The sequence below is a fragment of the Sphaerisporangium rufum genome (assembly GCF_016863395.1).
Lineage (GTDB): Bacteria > Actinomycetota > Actinomycetes > Streptosporangiales > Streptosporangiaceae > Sphaerisporangium > Sphaerisporangium rufum.
This window is the reverse complement of the sequence record NZ_BOOU01000048.1, coordinates 82,262-108,446: the sequence shown is the minus strand read 5'-3', so window position 1 is coordinate 108,446 and position 26,185 is coordinate 82,262. Positions and strand designations below refer to the sequence as shown.

The following is a 26,185-nucleotide window of genomic DNA, read 5'->3' as shown; positions in this document are numbered from 1 at the left end:
GGCCGGCTCACCGCCGCCGGACCAGCCTGATCTTGCCGTTGCGCTCCGGCGCGATGGCCTCGGCGGCCCGGACGGTGACGTCGAACCCGGCCGCGGCCGGCAGCACGGCCCGGCGCACCGTCTCCGGCAGCCCGGGACCGGCGTCCGGCGCGGGCACCACCACGATCTCCACCGCGCCGGGCCGTAGCTGGACGATCTGCAGGGCGCGGATGCCGGGCACCGACAGCGCGGGGTAGGCCAGGAAGTCGGCGTGGACCAGGCTCCCGTCCCGGGCCCGCACCCGGTCGTCCGGGCGGCCCTGGACCCGGCGGACGATCGGCGTCCGCAGCACGCCGCAGCCGCAGTCGTCCGGGGTCACCACCACCCGGTCGCCGAGCCGGTAGCGGAGCAGCGGCATCGCCTCGGCCCGCAGCCGGGTCACCAGGATCTCCCCCTCGCCGTCGGCCACCGAGACGGTGCCGTCGTCGTGCTCCACCTCCACCACCACCTCGGCCGAGCGCAGGTGCAGCGCGCCCCGCGGGCAGGACCGCGCGATGGTGTAGGCCTCCACCGAGGCGTACATCTCGTGGCCGGTGGCGCCGAAGTAGCGCAGGACGTGCGCGCGGGCGTCCGGGGTCGCGGTCTCGCCGCCGAAGACGACGGTGTGCGCGTGCGGATACCGGACGCCGCGGCGTTCCAGCTCGCCGACCAGCGCGGCGATCGCGTACGGGAATCCGGCCACGAACGTGGGACGGCCGGCCAGGAACCGGTCGGCCTGCTCGGCCACCGGCAGGCTGGTGTTCACGTGCACGTTGCGGGCCAGGCCGAACCGCTCCAGCCGGTGCCGGCGGAAGGAGCCGACCCGGAAGTACCCGATGCGGTCCAGCGGCCGCAGCCCGGACATCAGCAGGTCGTGCAGGTAGCTGGCCCGCAGGTGGCCGAGGTCGCGCTCGGAGTAGTGCAGGGTGACCGGGACGCCGGTCGACCCGCTGGTGGACGCGGCCCGGGTGGTGTCCGGGCCGAATCCGCGGGCGAGCATCTCGGCGGCGGGGACGGCGTTGAGGGCGGCCCGGTCCAGCACCGGCAACGCCGCCAGGTCCGCGGCGTCGCGCAGCGCCGCGACGGCCGCCGGATCCAGGACCCGTCGGTAGTAGGGCACCCGGGCGTGGGCGTGCCGGACCAGCGACCGCAGCAGCCGCGCCTGGATCTCCGCCATCCGGGGCGGCGCGGCCCGCTCCCTGGCGCGGATCAGCGCCAGGTTGCCCAGCACGGGCAGCACCGGGATCGTCGGCCTCACCTTGCGCGCCATGGCGTCTCCTCCTCCGGATCGCGCGGCCGGGACACGGCCAGCAGCGCGCACTTCACCACCAGGCCCGCGCACAACGCGAGCACCCCGCCGGCCGCGCCGGCCACCGGCACCAGGGCCCAGCCGGCGCCGCCGGTCACCACCAGCTGGACGACCGCGGCCCGGGCGGTGGCCCGCCGGCCCGCGGCGCCCAGGTTCTCCATCAGGTAGCCGGCCGTCGCCGCGGCGGCGAACAGCGCGATCTCCACCACCACGGCGGCCACCCCGAGCACGACGGCCCGCCCCGGCCCGGCCGCCACCGCCAGGACGGCGAGCCCGGCGGTCGCCGCGGCGCCGGCGGCGGCGGCCGGCCGCAGGATCCGGCCGGCCGCCCGGACCGCGCCGCCGCCGCCGGAGTCCTCGATCCAGCCCACCAGCCGGGGCTGCCAGATCCGCAGCAGGTACACCTGCGCGGTGGACACCACCGCCGAGGCGAGCAGCAGCGCGTAGAACAGGCTGGTCGCCACCGGGTCGCCGTGCCGGGCCAGCGCCGCGTACAGCAGCGCGACGCCCGCCGTCCCGGCGACCTCGTCCACCCCGAGCACCAGCGCCGAGCGCAGCGCCATCCGCCGGGCCACCCGCCGGGCCGGCCGCCCGGCGGCGTCCGGCGGTCGCGCCGGCCGCCCGGCGCGCAGGCCGTACAGCAGCACCGCGTCGACCGCCGCCACCACCGCGACCAGCAGCGCCAGCACCTGGTGCACGCCGGCGCCGAGCCAGGCCACCGCCGCCACGGCCGCACCGTAGGCCGCCGCGACGGCCAGGTAGGCCGCGGTGTCCGGCCGGGTCCGCCCGCGGATCCGGTAGAGGGCCACCAGCACGGTGCAGGAGCCGACGCCACAGGCCAGCGCGCAGGCCGCCGCGTACACCGCGGCCGGTCCGGGCGGGCCGGCCGCGGCGATGGCGAGCCAGCCGAGCAGGGCCAGGCCGAACGGCAGCACGGCGAGCCGGGCGAACGACGGCTCCAGGGCGGCGCCGCCGCGCCGCGGCACCAGGGTGAGCGCCGCCTTCTCCGGCCCGCTGGAGGTGAGCGCGAACAGCCAGCCCGCCACGCCGGTCGCGGTGGCGTACTCGGCGAACGTGCCGGCCCCCCACAGGTCCAGCAGCAGGACGCCGCTGCCGTACAGGCCGAGCCGGTAGGCGCCCCGCCCGGCGAACAGCGCCACCACCGCCGGCGCCCGCGGCGCGGCCCGCCCGGCGTTCATCGCGGCCCCCGGCGCGGGGTGCCGGCGCCCGCCCGGCCGACTACCGTGGTGCGCGCGAGATCGGGAGGGCGGGTGGCGAGGTGGCCGAGGAGCTGACCGTCGACTGGCAGGACGCGCGCCGGCCGCGGCCGCCGGACGGCTGGGCGGCGTTCGCCGCCGGACGGGGGCTGCCGGTGCTGTGGAGCTGGGAGCTGGTGCGCCTGGCGGCCACCGGCGCCCGCCCGGCGGTGCTGGCGGGCACGCTGCGGGACGGCGGCGGCGACGGCGGCACGGTGCGCGGCCTGGTCACCGCGCGCTTCCCCGGGCCGCGGGCCGGCGGCCGGGGGACGATCCCGCTGGCCGGCGTGGTGGACGTGGACTGCGTGCTGTCGGCGTCGCTGCCCGGCGTCGTGCTCTCGGACCCGGAGCTGTACCCGGCGGCGGTGGAGGCGGTGCGCCGGGCGGTGCTGCGGGCGCACGGCCGGCGGGCCCGCGCCCTGATGTTCCGCCAGGTGTCCGCCGAACAGCTCCCCGCGGTGACCCGCTGGCCGGCCGTGGTGCGCGAGGGCGGCCCCATCGCCGTCTTCCGCAACACCCACGCCGACTTCGAGTCCTACCTGCGCGGGCTGTCGAAGTCGCGGCGGTGGTCGCTGCGGCAGTGCCTGCGCGAGATCGACGCCGACCCCGACGTCACGGTGTCCTTCCGCGCGCGCGGCGACCGCCCGCACGAGGTGGGCCCCCGCGAGTTCTGCGCCCTGGTGGACCGGACGATGAACAAGCACCACCGCGGCCGGCTGCTGCCCAGGCGGCCGGCCCGGCCGGAGGTGGCCGCCGCGCAGCTCGACCACCCCGAGACCCGGCTGGCGGTGTACCGCGGCGCCGGCGGCCGGCTGCTGGCGGTGTCCATGCTGCTGGGCGCCGGCCGGCTGCCCATCTACAACGCCTGGGGGGCGCTCGGGCCGGCGGAGGGCGGACGCAAGGGGTTGTGGTTCCACGACAACATGCTCAAGGTGCGCTGGTGCATCGAGAACGGGCTGGACGGCTTCGTCAGCGGCCAGGGCACCATCCCCGCCAAGCGGTCCATGGGCTTCGAGACGCACCGCCAGTGGGCCGTGCTGGTGCCGCTGGTGCACGCCTCACGCCGGCTCTGAGCCGCGGTACGCGGACGAAAGGAAGCGGCCCTTGCCGCCGGGTCCGATCTCCACCCGGTGGCAGCGCTCGAAGCGGACGTCCATCGGGGCGCCGACCCGCCCGGTGAGCCGGCGCAGGTAGTCCGCGGCCACCGCGGCGAAGTCGTCCGGGCAGCCGGGGTCGAGCACCAGGTGGACGGTGATCCGGCCGGCGGCGTCCTGCCGGACCATGCTCTCGGCGACCCCGGGGGTGTACCCGGCGGCCCACAGGAACGTCCCGGTATAGACGCGCCGGCCGTCGGGCAGGGTGACCCGGTCGTCGGACCGGCCCTCGGTCAGCCGCATCCGCGCGGTCCGCACCCCGCACGGGCACTCGCCCGCCTCCAGGGCGGCCCGGTCGCCGACCCGGTAGCGGACCAGCGGCATGGCGCGTTCCCGGTAGTGGGTGACCACCACCGAGCCCGGCACGCCGGGCGGCAGCACGGCGCCGTCGTCGTCCACGATCTCCACCCACACGCGGTCCTGGTCGACGTGCATGGCGGCCGCCGGGCACTGCACGGCGATGGTCAGCACCTCGTAGGCGGAGTACTCGTCGTAGACCGGGACGCCGAAGCCCGCGGCCAGCGCGGCCCGGGTGTCGGCGGTGAGCAGCTCGGAGTCGGTCATGATCATGCGCAGCGTGCGGCGCAGCCGCGCCATCTGCTGCGGGGAGGCGGCCCGCAGCAGGGCCCGTAGCATGATCGGATAGCCCATGATCAGCCCGGGCCGGACGTCCAGGACCTGGCGCAGCACGTCGCCGTCGCGCTGGTCGGATCCCACGACCACCCGGGGGAACAGGCCGAGCCGCTGGAACCAGCGGCGGGGGCGCGGGAACGGCTTGATGTGCGCGATGCGCCACCACGGCCGGTATCCCGACCACAGGAACCGGCGGAACACCGTGGCCCCGTGGTACCCGTACGCCGCGACGTCGTGCCGGACCTCCAGGACCTGGCCGGTGGTCCCGCTGGTCCGGTCCACGCGGTAGCCACGCGGCGGAAGGCCGGGCAGGTGGAAGCGGTCGGCCCCGGCGGAAAGGACGGCCCGCTTGTCGATGACCGGCAGCCGGGCCAGGTCGGCGAAGGACTCCACCGGCCGCGCGTAGGCCGGGCCGGCGTAGTAGGGCACCCGGTCGCCGGCGAAGCGCACCATCTCCCGCACGCCGCGCAGCGCCCGGCGTTCGAGCAGTTCGGCCGGGCCGCGCAGCGCGGTCAGCGCGGCGGCGGCGCCGCGCAGCTCGCCCAGGGAGACGGCCAGCCCGAAGCTCATGGCGGCGGCTCCCCCGCCGGCAGGTCCGCCAGCTCCACGCGCAGCAGCCGGTCGGCCTGGTCCAGGACCGCCCGCACGCTCGCCCGGTCCGGGCCGCCGGCCACGACGTAGCCGAGCTTGGCGCCCGCCCGGCTGAGCGGCTCGACGTGGTCGCCCGGGGCGGCGGACAGCACCAGGTCGGCCACGCCGGGCAGCGCGCGGATCTCCCGGGTGCCGCCGAGCCCGGCCAGCCGGCCCTCCCGCCGGGAGCCGAGCACCCGGACGGCCGCGTGCGCGCCGGGTCGCGGTGCCAGCCGCGGACGCTCGCCGATCGCCATCCGGATCTGCGCCTCCACCACGTCGATCCCGGTGACCAGGCCGAGCAGCTCGGGCACCCCGTTGCCGCCGAGCCGGGTGCCGACCTCGATGAGCACGACGTCCCCGTCCGGGGTGACCAGCACGTCGGCGTTCAGGCAGCCGTGGCGGTAGTCCAGCGCCGCGCAGACCAGGTCCAGCATCCGCCGCACCTCGGCGGCCAGCCCCGGCTCGCCGCCGGGCATGGCGTGCCCGGCGGTGACGAAGTGGGGGGGCGGGGTGAGCACCCGCTCGGCCAGTCCCATCAGCGCCACCCGGCCGCCGTCGACCACCGCCTCGGCGGTGTAGTGGTCGCCGGCCAGGTACTCCTCGACGATGACCCGCCCGGCGGCCGACCAGCGCAGCGCGGCCTCGACGGCCGCCGCCACCTCCGCCGCCGCGGCGCAGCCGCTGATCCCCCGGCCGCCGGAGGAGTCGACCGGCTTGACGATCAGCGGCGGGCGCAGCCCGGGCACCGCCGGGGCCACCTCGTCCGGCGGACCGTGGGCGTGCCGCGGGCCGGGCAGGCCGAGCCCGTCGCACAGGTCCCGGAAGAATCCCTTGTCCACCGACGCGCGGACGGCGTCATCGGACAGCCCGCACGGCAGGCCGAGCCGGCGCGCCACGGCGAGCTGCGACGGCAGGTTGACGTCGCTGGCGGGCGACAGCACCCCGACGATGTCGGACCGCCCGGACAGCGCCGCGAGCAGGCCGGGGACGTCGCGCGTGCTGACGTGCAGGAACTCCGAGGCGTGCCGCAGGGCGGGCGCATCGGCGCGCATGTCGGCGCAGGCGGCGCGCAGGCCGAGCCGGGCCGCGGCGCGCAGCGTGCTGATGGCGCCGTCGGCGCCGCCGAGCACCAGCAGCGTGCTCATCCGCATCCTCCCGCCGCGCTCGCCGCGCCGTCCAGGGACGGCGGGTCCAGCGAGTCGCCCGGCCGCACCGGCACGTTGGCGGCCCGGATGAGGAACTGGGGCGGGCGTGGCTGGCCCCGCGCGACGACCATCAGATACCGGCCCATGACGGCGAGCGCGGCCAGGCCGGCGGCGGTCGCGGCGGCGAGCAGCGCGGCGCCGGCCGCCGGCGCCCCGGCCAGGAAGCAGGCGCCCGCCGCCAGCGCGGCGGGCGCGCCCAGCAGGCTGAGGGCGCAGGCCACGGCCAGCGGGCGGTAGGAGAAACCGACGAACAGTTCCATCGCGTGCCGGGCCAGGCCGCGCACGGTGACCTTCGACGATCCGCGCAGCCGCGGCCGGTGCGCGGTCGGCACGGTGGTCCACGCGCTGGTCAGCCGGGGCACGGTGGCCAGGAAGTAGGGGGTGCCGAGCCCGAGGTCGACCACCCGGCGGGCCAGCCCGGCGCGGACCAGGCGGAAGGTGGTGGCGTTCGGCGGGATCTCGATGCCGAGCAGCCGGCGGGCCGCCCAGCCGTGCGCCGCCGATGCGGCCCGGCGCACCCAGGGGTCCTTGCGGTCCACCCGCACGCCGAAGACCGCGTCGTATCCGTCCCGGGCGCGGGCGATGAGCAGCCGCGCCTCGGCGGGCGGGAATTGCAGGTCGGCGTCCAGATGCAGGATCCAGGGATGCCGGGCGTAACGGTATCCAGCGGAGAAGGCGGCTTCCACCCCGAAGTTCCGGGTAAGCGATAAATAGGACACCTCGGAATTCCGGCGGGCCAGGTCTTTTATCCGCGGCAGGGTGTCATCCGTGCTCCCGTCATCGATGAACAGCACTTCAAGACCGTCCTGACCGCCGAGTTCGGTGACGATCTCGCGGTATACGGCGTCGATGTTCTCGGCCTCGTTGAGGCATGGGACGACGACGGTAAGGGCGAAGGGTTCCACCCTGCACACCTCCTGCACGAACCTCCGCCACGATAACCAGAGAAATCCAGGACAGGATAGATCTTGAATTTATGACAGGAAGTATGTCTAATTGCTGCGCAATGTCACGTCCCCACTGAGCGCACCAGGGGATCTCATGTACGTGCTGGGCATCAGCCAGGTCCACGACTCCGCCGCGGCCCTGCTCCACGGGGACACGATCGTGGCGTTCGCCGAGGAGGAGCGGTTCACCCGCGTCAAGCACGACGGCTCCTTCCCCGCCCAGGCCGCCCGGTACTGCCTGGACGCGGCCGGCATCACCCTCGCCGACGTCGACCACGTCGCCTACTACTGGCAGGCCCACCGCGAGATCCGGCACGCGCTGCGGCACTTCGTCCGGCACCTGCCCGCGACCCTGGCCGTGTTCCGCAACGACGGCGGCGACTACGAGCGGGCCAGCGGGCTGCGCGACACCCTGCGCGACGGCCGGCCGCAGGCGCACCCGGACGACTACCACGTCGGCGGGGCCCTGCTGCTCCACCTGAGACGCGCGCTGACCATGAAACGGCTGCTCACCGAGGCCCTCGGCCACACCGGGCCGGCGCGGTTCGAGGTGCACCTGATGGACCACCACCGCGCGCACGCCGCCAGCGCCTACTACCTCTCCCCCTTCGACCGGGCGGCGATCATCACCTGGGACGGCATCGGCAGCGACGGCACCGCCACCTACCTGGCCACCGGCGAGGGCGAGCGCATCCGCGACGTGCGCCGGGTCAAGTTCCCGCACTCGCTCGGCGCGATGTACGCCGGGGTCACCGGCTACCTCGGCTTCAACCCCACCCGGGACGAGGGCAAGGTGATGGGCCTGGCCGCCTACGGGACCCCCCGGTACGCCGACGCGTTCGCCGACCTGGTACGGCTCGGCCCGGACGGCGGCTACGAGCTGGACCTGAGCTGGTTCCGCCACCACGCCACCGGCAAGCACCAGATGTCGCGCCGGTTCCTGGACCGGTTCGGCCCGCCCCGGCTCAAGGAACGGGCGCCGGTCGCCCAGCACTACGCCGACATCGCCTACGCCCTGCAGCACACCCTGGAACGGACCGGCCTGCACGTCGCGCGGTGGCTGCAGGCCGAGACCGGTCACACCCGGCTGGCCACCGCGGGCGGGGTGGCGCTGAACAGCGTCATGAACGGCCGGATCCTGCTGGAGACGCCGTTCGAGGACTTCTTCGCCCAGCCCGCCGCGGCCGACGACGGCTCGGCCCTCGGCGCCGCGCTGCTGCTCGGCGTGGGCGGGCTGGGGCTGCCGCGCCCGCGCGGCGAGTACATCTTCCTCGGCCCGTCCTTCGGCGAGGCGGAGATGGAGCGGGCGCTCGCCGAGGCCGGCGTCGACTACCGGCGGACCGGCGACATCGCCGCCACCACCGCCGCCGCGCTGACCGAGGGCCGGATCGTCGGCTGGTTCCAGGGCCGGATGGAGTGCGGGCCTCGCGCGCTCGGCAACCGGTGCATTCTGGCCGACCCGCGCCGCGCCGATTCCAAGGACCGCCTCAACGAGAAGGTCAAGCACCGCGAGCCGTTCCGCCCGTTCGCCCCGTCCTGCCTGGCGGAGCGGTCCGGCGAGTACTTCGCCAGCGACCATCCCTCACCGGTGATGCTGCTGGTCTTCGACGTGCTCGACCACCAGCGCGAGCGGGTGCCGGCCATCACCCACGCCGACGGCACCGCGCGGGTGCAGACCGTGTCCGAACGCGACAACCCGCTCTACCACGCCCTCATCTCCCGCTTCGCCGAACTGACCGGCGTGCCCATGGTGGTGAACACCTCGTTCAACGACAACGAGGAACCGATCGTCCGCACGCCCGAGGAGGCGGTCCGGTGCTACCTGAAGACGGACATGGACGCGCTGGCGCTCGGCCCGTTCTGGACGGAGAAGGCGGACCGGGGGTGATCCCCGCCGGCCGCCGGCCGGCCCGGTCGCGCGCCTGGTGGTGGACGGTGCCCGCCGTGCTCGGGCTGGTGCTGACCGTCCTCATCATGGTCGTGCTGCCGCCGGACCGCAGCATCGAGAGCCTGCCCGAGGTGCTGTTCAAGCTCAGCCCGCTGCTGCTCGCCGTGGCGGCGGTCGCCGGCTTCCCGCGCCGTCCCGGGCTCGGCGCCGGGCTGCTGGTGCTGGTGTTCGTCGGCTACCTGGGCGCGGTGGACACCCTGGACATCATGCACGTGCTGGACTACTCCCGGGCCGCCGACAAGGACGCCGCCTTCCCCGCCCTGTACCGGTTCACCCTGTTCGCCACCTCCTTCACCGTGCTGGCCGTGCTGTTCGCCTACCGCCTCGGCGGGGCGAGCACCGCCCGGGTGCTCAAGGCGGGCGTGGCCGGCGTGCTGGTCGTGGTGTCCGGCCTGAACGATCTGACGTTCTGGGCGATGTACGACTGGACCGGCGGCCGGCCGCGGGTGCTGGACTGGGCCTCGCACATCGCGGTGTTCGTCGGCGGCCCGCCCACGGCGCCGGTCGCGATCGCCTTCTGCGCCGTCCACCTCGCCCTGGCCGCCGCGGTGCTCGCCCTGCCCGTGCAGCGGTGGCTCGATCGCGTGGCCCGGTGAACGCCGATCTGGTCGTCGTCGGCTCGGGCCTGTTCGGGCTGACGGTGGCCGAGCGGTGCGCGCGCGACCTCGGGCTGCGCGTGCTGGTGCTGGAGCGGCGCGACCACATCGGCGGGAACGCCTACAGCGCGCCGGACCCGGAGACCGGCATCGAGGTCCACGTCTACGGGACGCACCTGTTCCACACCTCCAACGCGCTGGTGTGGGAGTACGCCGGCCGGTTCACCTCGTTCACCCCCTACGAGCACCGGGTCTACACGATCTTCAAGGGCCAGGTGTACCCGATGCCGATCAACCTGGCGACCATCTGCGCCTTCTACGGCCGGGCCCTGTCCCCCGGCCAGGCACGCGATCTGGTCGCCCGGCACGCCGTCCCGGTGGCCGAGCCGCGCAACCTGGAGGAGAAGGCGGTCTCGCTGATCGGCCGGCCGCTGTACGAGGCGCTGATCCAGGGGTACACCGCCAAGCAGTGGCAGACCGACCCCAGGGATCTGCCCGCCGAGATCATCACCCGGCTGCCGGTGCGCTACACCTTCGACGGGCGCTACTTCGACGACACCTACCAGGGCCTGCCGTCCGACGGGTACACCGCCTGGCTGGAGCGCATGGCCGACCACCCGCGCATCGAGGTCCGTGCCGGCACCGACTTCTTCGACGTGCGCGACCGGATCGCCGGCGCCGTCCCGATCGTCTACACCGGCCCGCTGGACCGCTACTTCGGCCACGCCGAGGGCGAGCTGTCCTGGCGCACCCTGGACTTCACCGTGGAGGTGGCGCCGACGCCGGACTACCAGGGCACCGCGGTGATGAACTACGCCGACGCCGACGTGCCGTGGACCCGGGTGCACGAGTTCCGCCACCTGCACCCCGAGCGGCACTGGTATCCGCGAGACAGCACCGTCGTGATGCGCGAGTACTCCCGGCCGGCCGCCCGGGACGACGAGCCGTACTACCCGGTCAACGCGCCGGCCGACCGGGCCCGGCTGCTGCGCTACCGGGAGCTGGCCCGCCGGGAGCCGGGGGTGTTCTTCGGCGGCCGGCTCGGCACCTACGCCTACCTCGACATGCACATGGCCATCGGCGCGGCGCTCAGCATGTACCGCAACCGGCTGCGCCCGCTGTTCGGCCGCCGCTGACCACACCGCCCGCCACACCGCCCACCGGGCCGCCGATCGGGCCGCCGATCGGGCCGCCGATCGGGTCGCTCGCCGGGCCGCCACCCGGCCGGATCGGTGGCGGCCGGGCGGCCTGGGTGCCAGCATGCTCTGCCATGTGGAGAAAGCGCCGGCCGGCGGCGGTGCTCGCCGGCCTGTCCCTGCTGGTGGCGCTGCCGGCGGCGGCCTGCGGCGGGCCGATGTCGCCGGCCGGCCGCCGGCCGGCGGCATCGGCGGCGTCCCCCGGGTCCGCCGGGTCGCCCGGGTCCGCCGGGTCGCCCGCGCCCGGTGCCGCGACGCCGGCCACCGCGCCGGGGACGGCCCCGGTGACGGCGTCGCCCGAGTGGCGCGCGACGGCGGAGGCGCCGCTGGAAGGCCGGGCGGCGTTGCTGGACGTAGCCGCCAGCGGCCCGCGGGACGCCTGGGCGGTCGGCTACCAGGCGAGCGCCGAGGACCGGGAAGGGCTGCCGGCCCTGCAGCACTGGGACGGCACCCGGTGGACCGAGGTCAAGGTGCCCGGCATGTCCGCCGACCACCTGACCGGGGTCAGCACGACCGGCCGGCGTGACGTGTGGATCGTCGGGACCTCCGAGACCGCCTACGCCGGGCACTACGACGGCACCCGCTGGACCTCCTACCGGCCGTTCGGCGTGGCGGAGTACCACCAGATGACCGATGTGGCGGCGGCGGGCCGGCGGGCGTGGTTGGCCGCGCGTAACCAGGAGCAGGGCATCCTGCTGGAGTGGACCGGCTCGGGGTTCCGCCGCGCGCTCGGCGTGGACGGCCACTTCGCCGCGGTCACCGCCCGGGCCGGCCACGTGTGGGCGGCCGGCGCCGACGCCCCGCCGTACTCGGGCGCCCGGAGCCGTCCCATGCTGTGGCACGGCACCGCGGTGGGCGGCCCGCGGATCGTCTCCTGGCAGCGCGCCCGGCTGCCGGACATCCCCGGCGGCACGTTGAGCCGGGTGTGGATGACCGGCCCGTCCGACGTGTGGGCGGTCGGGGAGGTGTCCACCGACCCGAACACCGCCGCGCCGGAGACGCTGGTGCTGCACTGGGACGGCGGATCCTGGCGCCGGGTGGCGGTCCCGGTCCCCCGCGGGCGACTGGACGCGGTGACCGCCTTCGGCCCCGGCGACGTCTGGATCAGTGGCACCGACGCCGCCCACCCCGGGCGTCCGCTGGTCCTGCGGTTCGACGGCCGCGGCTGGACCGCCGCCTACGGCCCGCTGTTCCGCGAGGAGCAGGCCGGCCAGCAGTACCCGGGGTCCGACAAGGTGCGCCACACCGGCATCGCCCGGGTCCCGGGCGCCCCCGCCCGGCTCTGGCTGGTCGGCTCGGTCGGCGAGGGCGATGACGAGGACGACTTCATCCTGCGCCGCGGCTGACCGCGGGCCGCCGGGGCGGCGCGGGCCGGCGCACGGCGCCGCCACGGCCGCCGCAGGACATCGCCCAGGGCGGCGGCCGCGCGGCACACCCTGCTCCGGCGGCCGCGGGACACGCCCGGGACGATGACCGGGGGACGCCCAGGGCGGCGGCCGGCCGCCGGCGGCCCCGGGCCCCCCGGTCAGCGGCGCGCGGGACGGCCCGGCCGGTGCGCCCGCAGGTCGCGGTCGCCGCGGCGCCCGCCGCCGCGGGCGCCGTCACCGAACACCCCGGCGCGGACCTGCACGTCCCGCACCGCGAGCAGCACCCCGTCGTCGTACCCCGCCTTGGCGGTGGCCGCCGCGCGGGCCCGGTCGCCGTGCTCGCGCGGGCCGCGGGCCGCGGCGTCCGCGGCCGGGCAGCCCGGCGGGAAGGCGCGGCGCGGGCACCGGCCGTCCGGGCCGACCTGGCGCACCAGCACCGGCGAGTCGCTCGCGGCGAACCGGTCGGAGCCGACGAAGGCCGCGGCGAAGGTGTGGGTGCCGGCCGACAGGCCGGTCACCGGCAGCTCGGCCCGGCCCCAGGCGTCGACCGGCGCGGTGCCCAGCACGGTGCCGTCCGCGGTGAAGATCACCGTACCCGCGGGGCTCTCGATGCCGCTCAGCGGCCGGACCACGGCGATCAGCACGGCGGGCACCCGCCCGTGGCGCCGGCGGTCGCAGGAGTACCGAAGCCTGGTCATCGTGGGCACGAGCCCGAGCCGCTGCCCGACCTGCACGCCGATCGGGAAGCTGCCCACCCGTGGCCGGGCGAGCACCGCGTTGGTGGCCGTGTTGAGCACCGACACCAGGTTCTGGCCGTAGTTGGTGACGTACAGGCGCGTTCCGTCCGGCCGGACCGCCGTCCAGATGGGCGCGTTCAGCGGGATCGGCGCGAGCGTGGTGTTGGTGACCGCGTCGATCTGCGCCACCTGGAAGCCCTGCAGGTTCGGCACGTACACGCGCCGGCCGTCCGGGGAGACCGAAAGTCCGGCCGGCGCCGAGCCGTCCGGCCCGACGCGGACGGTGGCGACCGGGGTGCCGGCGGGGATGTCGAAGACCGAGACGGTGGCGTCGCTCCAGTTGGCGACGTACAGGCGGGATCCGTTCGGCGACAGCGCCACCGTCCACGGGACGTTCCCGGCCGACAGGGTGCCGCTCACCGTCTCGGTCGCGGTGTTGATGACCGTGACGTGGTTCACGCCCTCCTGGCCGACGTACAGGCGGGCGCCGTCCGGAGTGATGGCGAGCCCCCACGGCAGGGCGCCGACGGCCACCGAACCGGCCACCGCGCCGGTCGCCGGGTCGATCGCGTAGACCCGGTCGCTGTCCCGGCCGGCCACGTACACCCGGTTCCCGTCCGGGCGCACCACGACGCCGTGCGGGGCGGAGCCCGCCGGCAGCGCGATGGTGCCCACGACGGTGTGCGCGACCGTCTCGATCACCGACACGGTGGCGGACCCGGAGTTGGTCACGTAGGCGCGGGTGCCGTCCGGGCTGAAGGCCACCCCCCACGGCCCGTCGCCCACCGCCACCGTCCGGATGACGGTGTTCGTCGCGGTGTCGATCACCGACACGGTGTCGGAGCCGAAGTTGGCCACGTAGGCGAACTCGACCGTCTGCCGCACCCGGGCCGCCGCGGACGCGGGCGGTGCCGCCGGGACGGCGGCGACGAAGGCCACGACGGAAACCAGGACGGAGACCAGGAGCGCGCCCGAGGCGGAGCCGAGGGCGCAAGACCTGACCGAGGAGATGACGGAGAGCGGGGCCGGCACCCGCCGTCCCGGCGGGCCGCCGGGACGCCGCGGCCGACGATCCTCAGCCCTGCCACTCGCGCAACGCCGCATCATGGGGACCTCCCTGGACGATCACTGGATCCCGTTCTACGGCCCCCCGCTCACCCGCCCGGCGCGCGGCACGCGGCCCGGCGGCCACCTCGGCGACAGTTTTGGGGCTTCATCGGGGATCCGGCGGATCGGATCACCATTGGGGGGAATGGCGTTGACCAAGGCGGGTGACACCCCTGCCGTCCGATGACGGGGGTCATGTCCCGTACGTGGAGAGTCCGGCGGTCCGCCGGCCGGATCGCGCGACGCGTCCGGTGCGGCGGCGGTAGTAGGCGACGGTGACCGCGGTGAGCAGCGGCGCCCAAGCCAGCAACGGCAGGTAGCACACCACGGCCAGCCAGAACTCCGGGCCCGACTCGGGGAAGGGCGGGCCGTCCGCCGGGCCGAACGTCGGCTCGAACCGCACCTGGAACACGTAGGCGTTCAACGGCATCCACGCGTACAACCCGTAGATCGCGGTGGCGCCCAGGGCGGCGGGCACCACGGCGGCCGCGGTCGGGATCCGCCGCCCGCCGAGCAGCGGCACCCAGCCGGGCACCACCTCACCCCACGGGCGGACCAGCCCCAAAGTGAGCAGGGCGAACCCTTCGGACACCACGCTGAGCGCCACCATGTACAGGACCGCTTCGAGATCCTGCTGCTGGGTGTGGTACCAGCCGTCCGGGCCGGCGAGCAGCACGCCGAGCCGCCACAGGCTCGAGGGCAGCACGCACAGCGGCACCGCGTGCGCCGCCAGCACCGCCCAGCGCGGCGGAGGCGGCGACCCGGCGGCGGGACGCGACGTTCTCGGCATGGCACACCTTCCTGGAGGAACGGACGACCCCCCACCCTGCGCCCTCCGGCGCCGCCCCTCCTCCCCCGGCGGAGCGGTTCCGCTCCCCCAGCCGGGTGACCGCGCCGCCCCGCCTCACCCACCCCGCGCCGTCAGCAGCTCCGCCGGGCCCCAACTCGCGGCGAGGGGAAGTCCCGCTTCGACGCCGGCCCGGGAGACCGCGACCACCGGCGTGTCGGGCACCCACCCGGGGACGGCGGCCGCCCCCCGGACGAGTTCGTCGTAGTCATGCCGGTCGAAGGGACGCGCGTCGAGCCACTTGATGGAGCCGACGAACTGGATCCGGCCCGCCACCGGCACCCGATCGGCCGCCACCAGATCGATCTCAGGATTGTTCTGCCGGTTCCACCAGCCGCCGACGTGCTCGGCGTCCGGCCAGGCATCGTCCGGCAGCAATCGCTCCAGTCGTTCCCGGACGACCGGTTCCACGGCTCTGCCGCGCCAGGCGCTCCACGATCGCTCGATACGCCGCAGGGCCACGTCAGGACGGCCGCGCTCGCTCTCGGCCACGGCTCGCTGGAGGAACGCGAGCCAGAACCGAAGGTAGGGGTCGGCGACGCGATACCGCTTGTTCTTGTTGTCCGGCAGGGTGGACAGCGGGAGATCGACGCTGACGACCCGCTTGGCCACGAGGTTGGCAAGGATGGGGGCGAGGGTGCCCGAGTGCAACGGTGCGGCTCCGCCGACCCGGCCGGCGATCGTGCTGAATGTCCGTTCGCCAGATCCGACGGCCTCCAGCACCGCTCGAGTGTGGGTCGCTTCCGGGAACTCGCCGAGCAGCGACAGTTCTCCGGCCATCAACAACGGCGAGAGCGGATTACCAAGCCCGGCCCGCAGGAAATCGACCCGGCTCATGCCGGGCGCCCAGGATTGCACGATTTCGGGAAGACCGCCGGTGATGAGCAGCGCGTCGATCGCCTCCGCCGCACCCAGGCCGGTCATCTGAGCGACATCGGGGAGTTCCAGCGGCCGGACCGTCATCCGAGAGGCCCGGCCGAAGAACGGACGGTCGTAGGCCTGCAAGGACTCCATGATCGACAAATCGCTGCCCACCAAGATCAACAGCACTGGGCGAGAGGACAGGTGCCTGTCCCACACCGTCTGAAGCGCTCCCTCGAATCCTCGGTCCTGTTCGATCAGCCAGGGCACTTCGTCGAGAACGACGACACAAGGCGTGCGGTCGCCCGCCGCGACCGCGACCGAACGCAGGGCATGATTCCAGTCACCGGGATCGGTCGCCGTGACCAGTTCACGTTGAGGCATCTCTGAGCAGGTGAGAGCTTCGGCCAGCTCGCGGCGTTCCGCCGCGGGCGGGCGGTTCTTGGTGGCCTGGAAGTAGATGTAGGGCACGCCTGCACGATCACAGAACTCCTGGACGAGCCGCGATTTACCGACCCGGCGGCGCCCCGTCATGATCAGAGCACGACCGCGCGTCGTCCCGGTACCGCGCGTGACGGCGTCCAGCTGCCCGTGGAGCAGTTCGAGGTCGGCCATGCGACCGGCGAATCTCATCCCTGGCCCCCATAGTATGATCGCGTCTTACTAAGAAAAATTCTTAGTAAGACGCGATCATACTATGCTGGTGATCCTTACAGCGCTGCGTTCGTAACCACTCCCGGCCGATCACCCGCTCCAATGCGTCGTTCTTCCTGTACGGGCGGGAGGCGGGCGTGGCATGCTCCCCGCGGGAGCGCGGGGGTGACAGGGCCCCGCGCGGCGGTGTCCCCCGGGAGGGTGCGTGTTCCGTCGTTCAGGTAGAGCACCGGCCGAGCCGGCGGCGGCCCGCCGCGAGGCGGCGGCGCTCGCGCACGCCGTCCGGCTGCTCGCCGAGACCCGCGAAGAGGTCGGCCGGGCGGACGCCAAGGCGCAGGTGCTGCTCGGCGTGGCCGGGGTCGGGCTCGGCGCGGTCGCCGGCGGGCTGATCGCGCAAAGCTGGTCCCCGTTCGCGCTGGCCGACCAGGTCGAGTGGCTGTGGTGGGCGGGGCTCGCCGCCGCGCTGGCCTCGCTGGGCTGCCTGTCCGGCGCCGTCTACCCCCGGCGGGGACGGCCGGGTGGCGGCGCCGCCTCGGCGATCGGCTACTACGGGGACGCGCTGCGGTTCGGCTCGCCGCAGGCGCTGGCCGCCGCGCTCGCCGCTCCGGCCGGGTCCGAGCTGCACCGCGCCTGCGACCAGTTGCTCCGGGTGAGCCACATCGTCGCCCGCAAGTTCCGGCTGATCCGGTGGGGATTCTGGCTGCTGGTGGCGGGGGTCGTCGCCGGCGTGGGCGCCGTCGTACTGGACCGGCTGGCGGGCTGAGCCGGCGCTCGGGCGTCCGCCGGTGAGGGGAGCGCTAGGGGTTCAGCCACCAGAACAAGATCGGAGAAACTGGCACGGTGAGCGTCTGCGGAGCCCGAAGAGTGGGTAAACATCAGGCCAAGAAGGTGACCATGGTCACCCGGCCCGCGGGAGGCGGCGCTGCCCCCGAGGACGAGACCTGACCGCCGACGAGTGACGAGGGAAGTGTGCGCGCGTACCGAAGGAGAAGGCCATGAAACGGATCCTCACCACGCAGCGGCCCCGCCCGCCGCGCCGCCCCAGCCCGCTGGACCTGCGCACCCCTACCGGCCGGGTCCTTCCGTTCTAGTCCTTCAGCCCTTCCGATCCCGCGCCACCCGGACGGCCGGGGCCACCCTGGCCGCGGCCAGCCGGTAGGCCCGGTCGAACCCGTCCAGCACCGCCGGCCAGGCGCACCGGGCCGGCTCGGTGTCCCGGTTGTGCCGGGCGACCCGCTCGCGCAGCGCGCGGTCGGTCGCCAGCCGCGCCACGGCCGCGACCAGCTCGTCGAACGTGCGGCCGAGCAGCCCTTCCTCGCCGGGCCGGACGAAGTCGGCGACGCCGCTCTGCGTGCGCGCCACCACCGGCACCCCGGCCGCGCGCGCCTCCAGCGCCGCGATGCCGAACGACTCGCGAGGCGCCGGCGCCACGAACACGTCGGCCGAGTCCAGCACCTCGCGGATCCGCTCCCGCGAGTAGCGCCCCGGCAGCGACACCCATCCCTCCATCCGGTTGGCGCGCAGGAACCGCTCCATCGCGCCGCGCGCCGGGCCGTCGCCCACCAGCGTGGCGCGCATGCCGATGTGCCGCGGCACCCGCCGACGCGCCGCGAGCAGCAGCCGCAGCAAGCGGACCGGCTGCTTGCGCGGGGCCAGCCGGCCCACCGCCACGATGTGCACCTGCTCGCCCGGCCCCGCTGCCCCGCCCGGCCCCTCCGTCCCGCCCGGTCCCTCCGGCCGCGCCGCCGGCGGCGCACCGGCCACCGGACGCCACGCCGAGACGTCCAGCCCGTTCGACACCACGTCGACCGGCACCCGCTCGCGGGTCACCGCCCGGACCGGCACGGCCGCGGCGTGGCTGACCGCGGTGGCCACCACCCGCCAGCGCGACCACCCGGTCACCGCGTCCAGCACCCGGTACAGCAGGCGCGTCACCGGATCCCACATGCTGTGCACGGTCACCACCACCGGCAGCCCGGCGCGCACCGCGGCACGCACCCCCATCCACGCGAACGGCGAGACCGCCCCGGTGTGCACGTGCACCACGTCCGGGCGCCGCGCGGCCATCAGCCGCAGCAGGTGCCGCCCGCCCCTGGGATGGACCGGCAGGTCGAAGGGCAGCCGCGCGACGATGCGGTGCACCCCGGCGACCCGCCCGCCGGGGGTGGCGGTGGCCACCTCCACCTGGTGGCCGGCCGCGGACTGTGACCGCACCAGATCGGCCACCTGGACCTCGATGCCGCCCAGCCGGGGAAGGTAACAGTCACTGACGTGGAGGATGCGCACCCCGCCAGACTGGCAGAGCCGGTGACCCCGCATCAAACGGGCCCGGGCGGCCGGTCCGGCCGCCCCGCGAGGCGTTCTTGAACCGTTCGGGACGGCTTCTGGGAACGCCTGCATCGGAGGCGCCCGGGACCGGTGCGTCCGGGCCGTGGAATCATGGCGTGGTGGCACGTACCGCGGTGTTCTTCCACGCCCACCCCGACGACGAGGCTCTGCTGACGGCGGGCACCATGGCGATGCTGGCGGCCCAGGGCCACCGGGTCGTGCTGGTCGTGGCGACCGCCGGCGAGCGCGGCCTGGCCGATCTACCGCACGGCGACGAGCTCGCCGAGGCCCGCACCGCCGAGCTGTACGCCTCGGCGGCCGTGCTGGGCGTCGCCCGGGTCGTCATGCTCGGCTACGGCGACTCCGGGCTCGGTGAGGCCGGCACGGCGGGCGACGACCGGCCGGCGGACGCCTTCATCGACGCCGATGTCGAGGAGGCGGCCCAGCGGGTGGCCGCGGTGCTGAAGGAGGAGGCCGCCGACCTGCTGACCAGCTACGACCCGGCCGGCGGGTACGGCCACCCCGACCATGTGCAGGTCCACCGGGTGGGCCGCCGGGCGGCCGAGATCGCGGGCACGCCGATCCTGCTGGAGGCCACGGTCAACCGCGATCCGCTGCTGCGCGCGCTGCGGCTGGCCCGGCGGTTCTACCGGTTTCCGCCCGAGTTCGACGTGCGGTCGTTCGAGCGGGCCTACACCGCCGGCGAGGACATCACCCACCGGGTCGACGTCCGCCGGTTCGCCCGGGCCAAGCGGGCCAGCATGGCGGCGCACGCCACCCAGGCCACCGGCGGCGACGGCGACCGCACCCTGGCCGCGTTCCTGAAGATTCCCCGGCCGCTGTACCGCCAGGTCTTCGGCACCGAGTGGTACGTCCACCGCGACCTGCCCCCCGGCACCCGCCTGCGCCACCCCTTCGACCACCTCCCCGACGAAGCCTGACCCCAATCCCCCGCGCACCCGAACCCCCCAATCGGTAGAGTTCGGACGCCGCAGTTCTAAGGGGGTGGGGATGCGGGGGAAGTGGGCGCAGGTGTGCCTGTCGGTGGCGTCGCTGGCTCTGGCGGTGCTGCTGGTGGTGTTCCTGCCGCAGATCCTGCGCGCCCTCACCGGCGCCGAGGTCGGCTGGGCGGAGATCGGCGCCCGGTTCCGGGCGCTCAGCCCGGGGATGATCCTGCTGATGACCGGGCTGTGGCTGGCCAGCCTGCTGGCGTACACGTTCGTGATGACGGGGGCGCTGCCCGGCCTCGGCCGCCTGCAGGCGCTCACCCTGAACGCGGCGGGCAGCGCGGTGAGCAACCTGCTGCCCTTCGGCGGCGCCGCCGGCGTCGCGCTCACCTTCGGGATGACCAAGGGCTGGGGCTTCGCCACCCGGCCCGTCGTGGTGTACACACTGGTCACCGGCATCTGGAACACGCTCTTCCGGTTCATCCTGCCCGCGGTGGGCCTGATCGCGCTGCTGCTCGCCGGCCGCATTCCCGACGACCGGGTGACCGGGGCGGCCTGGGCCGGGGCGGTGTCCATCCTGGTGCTGGTCGCCGTGGTGGCGGCCGCGCTGTACTGGGAGCGGGCGGCCGATCTGCTCGGCCGCGGCCTGGACCGGCTGCTCGGCCTGCTGCCGCGCCGGATCCGCCGGCCCGAGCACTGGGCGTCGGAGGCGATCCACCGGCTGCGCGCCGACACCGCCGAGATCGTGCACCGGCGGTGGGCGGGCCTGTCCCTCGGCATGATCGCCTTCCTGGTCCTGCAGTGCCTGATCATGGCGGCCTGCGCGGTGGCCACCGGCTGCTATCCGGGGCCGGCCGAGATCGTGGCCGTCTTCGCCGTCAGCCGGGTGCTGACCAGTGCCCTGGTCACCCCGAGCGGTGCCGGGATCATGGAGGGCGGGACGGCCGCGATGCTCATCGCGTTCGGCCAGCCGGCGGGGCCGGCGCTGGCGGCGGCGATCCTGTTCGGCTTCTGGACCTACACCATCGAGATCCCCTGGGGCGGCCTGGCCCTCGGCGCGTGGTCCCTGCTGCGCCGCCGCCCGTCCGGTGAACGCACCTCCCCGGAGGCGGCCTCCCGCTCCTGACCCGCCGGCGCGGACGGTCCCCGCCCGGCGACCTGGCACGTTTCCCGCCGGGGCCGGAGGGCCGGTACCCTCGTGACACCCCTGGTCGAGTCGTGACGCCCGGTACGCGTAGCAGGAAGGCGGGCCTTGGCGAAATCCTGTCGCGGTCGGCGGGCCCGTTCTTGCGAAGGAGCAGCCACCGTGAGGCGAGACAGAGAACCGATCAGGGACGGCGTCCGCCCGTCGCCTCCCCTGCCGGGGTCCTGATGGTGACCTTCCGGGTGCTCGGCCCGGTCGAGGCGTGTGACGGCGACGCCGACCTCGACCTCGGCGGGTTACGGCAGCGCGCGGTGCTCGCCCGGCTGCTCGCCGCCCGCGGGCAGGTCGTCCCGGTCGACACCCTGCTGCACGATCTGTGGACCGACGACGGCGCCCGGGGCGCGCAGTCCGGCCTGCAGGTGTACATCTCCCGGCTGCGCCGGGTGCTGGAGCCGGGGCGGCCGCGCGGCGGCCCGGGGCGGCTGCTGGTCACCGTCGCCTCCGGGTACGCCCTGCGCACCGCGCCCGGCCAGGTGGACGCGCCGCACTTCGAGGCCCTGGTCCGCGCGGCGGGCCGGTACCTGGAGAACGACGACCCCGGCGCGGCGCGCACCGACCTGGACACCGCCCTCGCGCTGTGGCGCGGCACCCCGTACGCGGAGTTCGCCGAGCAGCAGTGGGCCGAGGCCGAGGTGAGCCGGCTGGCCGAGCTGCGGCTGGTGGCCCGGGAGCGGCACGCCGACACCGGGCTGCGCCTCGGGCTGCACGCCGAGACGGTGCCCGACCTGGAGGTGCTCACCGGGGAGCATCCGCTGCGCGAGGAGGGCTGGCGGCTGCTGGCCCTCGGCCTGTACCGCTGCGGCCGGCAGGGCGACGCGCTGGCCGCCCTGCGCCGGGCGCGCACCATGCTGGCCGACGAGCTCGGCATCGACCCCGGCCCGGCGCTGCGCAGGCTGGAGTCGGACATCCTCTCCCAGGACCCGGGCCTGCAGCCGTCCCCGCCGCGCCGGCCGCGGGCCGCGGAGGTGACCGCGACCTGGCCGCCGCGCCCGGAGGGCCGGCCGGGCGACCCGCCGCCGCTGCCGCCGGAGCCGTTCGTCGGCCGGGACGCCGAGCTGGCCCGGCTGACCGGCGCGGCGCCGCGGGCGCTGGCCGGGCGGTTCACCGCGGCGGTGGTCGGCGGCGACCCGGGCGCGGGCAAGACGATGCTGGTCCGCCGGCTCTGCGAGGACCTGGCGACCCAGGGCTGGACCACCGCGGCCGGGGGCTGCCCGGACAGCAGCGCCACCCCGCCCGGCTGGGCCTGGGTCGAGATGCTGCGCACGCTGACCGCCGAGCGGGGGGCCGGCGAGTACGGCCCGCTGCTGGCGCCGCTGCTGGACGACACCGCCCCGGTGCCGGACGACGACCAGGGGTCGGGCGGGTTCCGGCTGCACCGGGCGGTGGGCGGCTACCTGTCCGGCGTCGCCCGGCGGGCCCCCGTCCTGCTGGTGCTGGAGGATCTGCACTGGGCCGACGACCAGACCCTCGCCCTGCTGCGCGCGCTGCCCAGCCTGCTGGCGACCAGCCGGGTGCTGCTGGTGGTGACCTGCCGGGACGGCGAGCTGAACGACGAGCAGTCCGAGGTGCTGGCGGCGCTGGCCCGCCTCGGCCCGGTCCGGGTCGGCCTGGCCGGGCTGGACGACGGCGCGGTCGCCGAGCTGGTCCGGGCGACCTGCGTCCGGGAGGTCGACGAGGACGCGGTGAGCACGATCGTCGAGCGCACCGGGGGCAACCCGTTCTTCGTCCGGGAGACCGTCCGGCTGCTGGAGGCGGAGGCCACCGGTGGGCGGGCCAGCGCCGCCGAGGTGCTGTCGGAGGTGCCGTCCGGCGTGCGCGACGTGCTGCGCCGCCGCATCGCCCGGCTCCCCGCCACCGCGCAGCAGATCCTGCTGCAGGCCGCGGTGATCGGCCGGGACGTGGACATCGACGTGCTCGTCGACGTCTCGGGCGACGAGGACGCGGTGGTGGACGCGGTGGAGGCCGGCCTGCTCGCCGGGCTGGTCACCGAGCCGGGTCCGGGCCGGTTGCGCTTCGACCACGACCTGGTCCGCGACACGCTGTACTCCGACGCCTCCCGGCTGCGCCGCTCCCGGCTGCACGCCGCGGTCGCCTCGGTCATCGAGAGCCGCTCGCCGTCCGACGTCGCCGCGCTCGCCCACCACTACGACGCGGCCGGCACCGCGGAGACCGCCGCCAAGGCGGTCCGGTACGCCGGGCTGGCCGCCGAGCAGGCCGAGCGGCGCTTCGCGCACCGCGAGGCGGCGACTTTGTGGGAGCGGGCCATCGCGGCGTTCGACCGCGCCCATCCGGTGGGCGGCCCGCCCAAGGAGCGGCTCGGCCTGCAGCTCCGGCTGATCAAGGCGCTGGCGCTGTGCGGTGACATGACCGCGGCGCGGGCCCGCCGCCGGGAGGCGATGGACGCGGCGCTGCCGCTCGGCGACCTGGAGCTGACCGCGCGGCTGGCCGCCTCGCTGGCCGTGCCGCACAAGGGCATGGCCCGCGAGCTCACCCGCACCGCGTGGGACGTGGTGGACGTCACCGAGCGGGCGCTGGTCGAGCTGCCCGCCGGGGAGCGGTCGCTGCGGGCCAGCCTGCTGGCCACGCTGGCTCTGGAGCTGGAGGGGTCGGCCACCGAGCGGGGGTATGAGGCGTCGCTGGAGGCCGAGCGGCTGGCCCGGCAGAGCGGCGACCCGGCGCTGCTCGCGGTCGCGCTCAGCGGCCGGCTGCGCCAGTCGTACGTCGTCACGGTGGTGGACGAGCGGGAGGCGATCGGCCGCGAGCTGCTGGAGGTGGGCGCCGCCTCGGGGCAGATCGCGGTGCAGGCGCTGGCGCATCTGGTGCTGATGGAGTGCGCCGCGGCCCGCGGCGACTTCGCCGAGGCCGACGCCCGGGTCGGCGCCGCCGAGCAGCTCGCCCGGCGCTACGACCTGCCGGCCCCCTCGGCGGTGGGCGCCTGGTACGCCGGGCAGCGGCTGATGATCGCCGGTGACTACGCCGCGGCCGAGCGGGCCTACCGCGACGCCGCCCGGGTCACCGCGCGGGCCGGCATGCTGGAGGGCCGCCAGGACCTGCCGCTGATCACCACCTTCTGCCTGCGCCTGGTGGCGGGCCGGGCGGCCGAGATGGTGGAGCCCTTGGAGGAGGCGCACCGGCGCGGCGCCAAGTGGACGCTGGACGCCTACGCGGTCGCGCTCGCCTCCGCCGGGCACGTGAAGGACGCCCGCGCGGTGGCCGCCGCGCGCCCGCCGGTCCGGCCGGACTTCCTGTACGAGCTGGCCATGACCTGGCGGGCGCTGGCCGGCATGCTGCTGGACGACCGCGGCCGGATGCAGGACGCCTACTCCACGCTCGGCCCGTTCGCCGACCGGATCGCCGGCGCCGGCACCGGGGTGGTGGCGCTGTGGCCCGTCGCGCAGACGCTCGGTGACCTGGCCGCCCGGCTCGGCCAGCCGGGCGACGCCCGGGCCCACTACGAGCGGGCGCTGGCGGTGGCCGAGCGGGTCGGGGTGCCGCGCTGGGTCGAGGCGGCCCGCGGCGCGCTGGCGGGCTGAACGGCGCACCGCGGTCAGCAGGCCACCGTGAAGGCCTCGCCGGCGGTGGTGCCCTTGCCGGCGACGGCGAGCTCGACCCGGTAACGTCCCGGGCCGGTGGTGACGGCCGGGCGCCACTCGACGGCGCGAGCCGTGCCGGTGAAGCCGCCCCGGCCGGAGGCCAGTACGGTCCGCCAGGCGCGCGCGCCCGGGTCCCAGCGCCGCAGCCGCCACCGGTAGCCGGCGGTGCCGCCGGCCGCGCCCGGGTCGATCACGCCCTGCGCGCGGTAGGCGGGCGGGCAGGCGCCGGGCGGGGTGGCGAGGGCGGCGGTGACCATGCCGGCCTCGGGCACCTGGTCGCTCTCGGCGGGCAGCGCGCGGGTCGACAGCAGCACGGTGCGCGGGCCGGCGTCGCCGGCGGCCGGCAGGCTCGCCGTGCCGCCCGCGCCGGCCACCCCGGCGTACGCCCCGGCGAAGGCGAGGGTGCCCACCACCAGCTTGACGACGGTGGCCAGCCAGGCGCCCACGATCGGCCCCAGCGCGCCCGCCGGTTCCCGGCCACGTCCCGCTCCCATGCCTCCCCCTCTCGGCTCACCCTCAGGTTTACGCCGCCGGGGTTGCTCGCCACTTGCCGTCGACTTGCAGCCGCCGCGCCCCCACGCCGGGGGCCCGCGGGGGGGGTGAAAGGTTCAGCAACCATCATCCGGCGCGGCGGCTGGCGGCCGACGAAGGTCCAGGTCAGCGCGTAGAGGTCGCGATGTGCCCCCGGGCTGACCGTCCCGGTGGAGGGCTTCTGACTCGGCGGGTCGGTTACGCTCGCGGCGGCGATCCACCGGCCCGGACCCCGGCGGTTTGTCAGCGCCAACGCCCCGGATCCCCTGGAAACGGAGAACCCCCATGCGCCCATCCCCCTCCCTTCGCCGCTGGGCCGCCCGCGTCGCGGTCCTGTTCGCCGCCGCGGTGACGTGCCTGGCCACCGGCGTCGTCGCCGCCAACGCGCACGGCACCGTCGTCGGCCCGTCCTCCCGCAACTACAGCTGCCTGCAGCGCTGGCAGTCGAACTTCTGGGACGGCACGATGGCGACGAAGGACCCGATGTGCTGGCAGGCCTGGCAGGACAACTCCAGCGCCATGTGGAACTACATGAGCCTGTACCGCAACGGCCTGGGCGGCGACTTCCAGAACAAGATCCCCAATGGCCAGCTGTGCAGCGGCGGCCGGGCCGACAACGGCTACTACAAGTCGCTGGACACCGTCGGGGACTGGAAGGCGACCGACATCCGCAACAGCTTCACCGTCACAATGAACGACGAGGCCCGGCACGGCGCCGACTACCTGATGGTGTACGTGACCAAGCCGGGATTCGACCCCACCCGGCAGGCCCTCACCTGGGGCGACCTGCAGCTGCTCACCAAGACCGGCCGGTACAGCCCGGCGCAGAGCTACACGATGAACCTGAGCACCTCCGGCCGCAGCGGCCGCGCCATGATCTTCACGATCTGGCAGGCCTCGCACACCGACCAGGCGTTCTTCTTCTGCAGTGACGTGAACTTCGTCGGCTGACCCCACCAAGCGCGTGGCCCCGCCGGTCTCATCCGGCTCCGGCGGGGCCCGCTCCCTTCCGGTGTACGGCGGAACCCCGCCGGCCGCCGGGCCCCCTCGACGCCGAACGCCATGAGCAGCTCATCCGGCTCGGGGGGATTCTGTACTTCATGTGGCGCCTGTT

The 26,185-nt window shown here is 75.5% G+C and carries 20 protein-coding genes; 10 read left to right on the top strand and 10 right to left on the bottom strand.

Annotated elements, in window-relative coordinates:
* Positions 1 to 7: 7 nt before the first annotated feature.
* Together Sru01_RS17235 and Sru01_RS17230 are read right to left on the bottom strand one after the other, a co-directional pair.
* Entirely contained in the window at positions 8 to 1,288 is a 1,281-nt protein-coding gene (locus Sru01_RS17235; protein WP_203986194.1) for a phenylacetate--CoA ligase family protein, read from the bottom strand.
* The gene (locus tag Sru01_RS17230; RefSeq protein ID WP_203986191.1) at positions 1,273 to 2,526 is read right to left on the bottom strand and encodes a hypothetical protein; all 1,254 of its coding nucleotides are present in this window, start codon (positions 2,524 to 2,526) and stop codon (positions 1,273 to 1,275) included. Before Sru01_RS17230 ends, Sru01_RS17235 begins: the two co-directional genes overlap by 16 nt.
* Before the next feature lie 80 nt (positions 2,527 to 2,606).
* Here Sru01_RS17230 and Sru01_RS17225 point away from each other — a divergent pair, with 80 nt between their 5' ends.
* Entirely contained in the window at positions 2,607 to 3,656 is a 1,050-nt protein-coding gene (locus tag Sru01_RS17225) for a GNAT family N-acetyltransferase (RefSeq protein WP_203986188.1), read from the top strand.
* Here the strand turns inward: Sru01_RS17225 and Sru01_RS17220 are convergent.
* The 3 genes from Sru01_RS17220 to Sru01_RS17210 are packed head-to-tail and all read right to left on the bottom strand — an operon-like array spanning position 3,642 to position 7,113.
* Positions 3,642 to 4,940 (bottom strand): phenylacetate--CoA ligase family protein, encoded by a 1,299-nt coding sequence (locus Sru01_RS17220; RefSeq protein WP_203986186.1) that lies wholly within the window; start codon positions 4,938 to 4,940, stop codon positions 3,642 to 3,644. The genes Sru01_RS17225 and Sru01_RS17220 overlap by 15 nt on opposite strands.
* Positions 4,937 to 6,148: an ATP-grasp domain-containing protein gene (locus Sru01_RS17215; protein WP_203986183.1), complete on the bottom strand. Its 1,212-nt coding sequence runs from the start codon at positions 6,146 to 6,148 to the stop codon at positions 4,937 to 4,939. Before Sru01_RS17215 ends, Sru01_RS17220 begins: the two co-directional genes overlap by 4 nt.
* Positions 6,145 to 7,113, bottom strand: a complete 969-nt coding sequence (locus Sru01_RS17210; protein WP_203986180.1) for a glycosyltransferase family 2 protein — start codon at positions 7,111 to 7,113, stop codon at positions 6,145 to 6,147. Before Sru01_RS17210 ends, Sru01_RS17215 begins: the two co-directional genes overlap by 4 nt.
* Before the next feature lie 136 nt (positions 7,114 to 7,249).
* Between Sru01_RS17210 and Sru01_RS17205 the strand changes: the two genes are divergently transcribed.
* The 4 genes from Sru01_RS17205 to Sru01_RS17190 all read left to right on the top strand — a co-directional run bounded on the left by Sru01_RS17205 (position 7,250) and on the right by Sru01_RS17190 (position 12,241).
* Positions 7,250 to 9,043, top strand: coding sequence for a carbamoyltransferase family protein (locus tag Sru01_RS17205; protein WP_203986177.1), 1,794 nt, complete (start codon positions 7,250 to 7,252; stop codon positions 9,041 to 9,043).
* Entirely contained in the window at positions 9,040 to 9,699 is a 660-nt protein-coding gene (locus tag Sru01_RS17200) for a hypothetical protein (protein WP_203986174.1), read from the top strand. Before Sru01_RS17205 ends, Sru01_RS17200 begins: the two co-directional genes overlap by 4 nt.
* A complete protein-coding gene (glf, locus tag Sru01_RS17195) occupies positions 9,696 to 10,835 on the top strand; it encodes a UDP-galactopyranose mutase (RefSeq protein WP_203986170.1) in 1,140 nt (379 codons plus the stop codon). The genes Sru01_RS17200 and glf overlap by 4 nt, the downstream gene beginning before the upstream one ends.
* A 134-nt stretch (positions 10,836 to 10,969) precedes the next feature.
* A complete protein-coding gene (locus Sru01_RS17190; RefSeq protein ID WP_203986153.1) occupies positions 10,970 to 12,241 on the top strand; it encodes a hypothetical protein in 1,272 nt (423 codons plus the stop codon).
* A gap of 179 nt (positions 12,242 to 12,420) precedes the next feature.
* Here the strand turns inward: Sru01_RS17190 and Sru01_RS17185 are convergent, their stop codons facing one another.
* The 3 genes from Sru01_RS17185 to Sru01_RS17175 form a co-directional block, all read right to left on the bottom strand.
* Positions 12,421 to 13,938 (bottom strand): beta-propeller fold lactonase family protein, encoded by a 1,518-nt coding sequence (locus tag Sru01_RS17185; RefSeq protein WP_203986125.1) that lies wholly within the window; start codon positions 13,936 to 13,938, stop codon positions 12,421 to 12,423.
* A 361-nt stretch (positions 13,939 to 14,299) separates the two neighbouring features.
* Positions 14,300 to 14,896 (bottom strand): hypothetical protein, encoded by a 597-nt coding sequence (locus tag Sru01_RS17180; RefSeq protein ID WP_203986122.1) that lies wholly within the window; start codon positions 14,894 to 14,896, stop codon positions 14,300 to 14,302.
* A gap of 114 nt (positions 14,897 to 15,010) precedes the next feature.
* Complete coding sequence (locus Sru01_RS17175; RefSeq protein ID WP_203986119.1) at positions 15,011 to 16,429, bottom strand: ATP-binding protein; 1,419 nt, start codon at positions 16,427 to 16,429, stop codon at positions 15,011 to 15,013.
* A 244-nt stretch (positions 16,430 to 16,673) separates the two neighbouring features.
* Between Sru01_RS17175 and Sru01_RS17170 the strand changes: the two genes are divergently transcribed.
* A complete protein-coding gene (locus Sru01_RS17170) occupies positions 16,674 to 17,231 on the top strand; it encodes a Pycsar system effector family protein (protein WP_203986116.1) in 558 nt (185 codons plus the stop codon).
* A 332-nt stretch (positions 17,232 to 17,563) separates the two neighbouring features.
* Here the strand turns inward: Sru01_RS17170 and Sru01_RS17165 are convergent, their stop codons facing one another.
* Positions 17,564 to 18,754, bottom strand: coding sequence for a glycosyltransferase family 4 protein (locus Sru01_RS17165; RefSeq protein WP_239137501.1), 1,191 nt, complete (start codon positions 18,752 to 18,754; stop codon positions 17,564 to 17,566).
* Between the two features lie 161 nt (positions 18,755 to 18,915).
* Between Sru01_RS17165 and Sru01_RS36245 the strand changes: the two genes are divergently transcribed.
* The 3 genes from Sru01_RS36245 (at position 18,916) to Sru01_RS17150 (ending at position 24,480) form a co-directional block, all read left to right on the top strand.
* Positions 18,916 to 19,737 carry a PIG-L deacetylase family protein gene (locus Sru01_RS36245; RefSeq protein WP_275412180.1) on the top strand — a complete coding sequence of 274 codons (822 nt, stop codon included), beginning with the start codon at positions 18,916 to 18,918 and terminating at the stop codon, positions 19,735 to 19,737.
* Between the two features lie 70 nt (positions 19,738 to 19,807).
* Entirely contained in the window at positions 19,808 to 20,869 is a 1,062-nt protein-coding gene (locus Sru01_RS17155; RefSeq protein WP_203986110.1) for a lysylphosphatidylglycerol synthase domain-containing protein, read from the top strand.
* Between the two features lie 245 nt (positions 20,870 to 21,114).
* Positions 21,115 to 24,480: an ATP-binding protein gene (locus tag Sru01_RS17150; RefSeq protein ID WP_203986095.1), complete on the top strand. Its 3,366-nt coding sequence runs from the start codon at positions 21,115 to 21,117 to the stop codon at positions 24,478 to 24,480.
* A 14-nt stretch (positions 24,481 to 24,494) separates the two neighbouring features.
* Here the strand turns inward: Sru01_RS17150 and Sru01_RS17145 are convergent, their stop codons facing one another.
* Entirely contained in the window at positions 24,495 to 25,034 is a 540-nt protein-coding gene (locus Sru01_RS17145) for a hypothetical protein (protein WP_203986091.1), read from the bottom strand.
* Between the two features lie 322 nt (positions 25,035 to 25,356).
* Here Sru01_RS17145 and Sru01_RS17140 point away from each other — a divergent pair, with 322 nt between their 5' ends.
* Positions 25,357 to 26,022, top strand: coding sequence for a lytic polysaccharide monooxygenase auxiliary activity family 9 protein (locus tag Sru01_RS17140; protein ID WP_203986088.1), 666 nt, complete (start codon positions 25,357 to 25,359; stop codon positions 26,020 to 26,022).
* Positions 26,023 to 26,185: the final 163 nt, after the last annotated feature.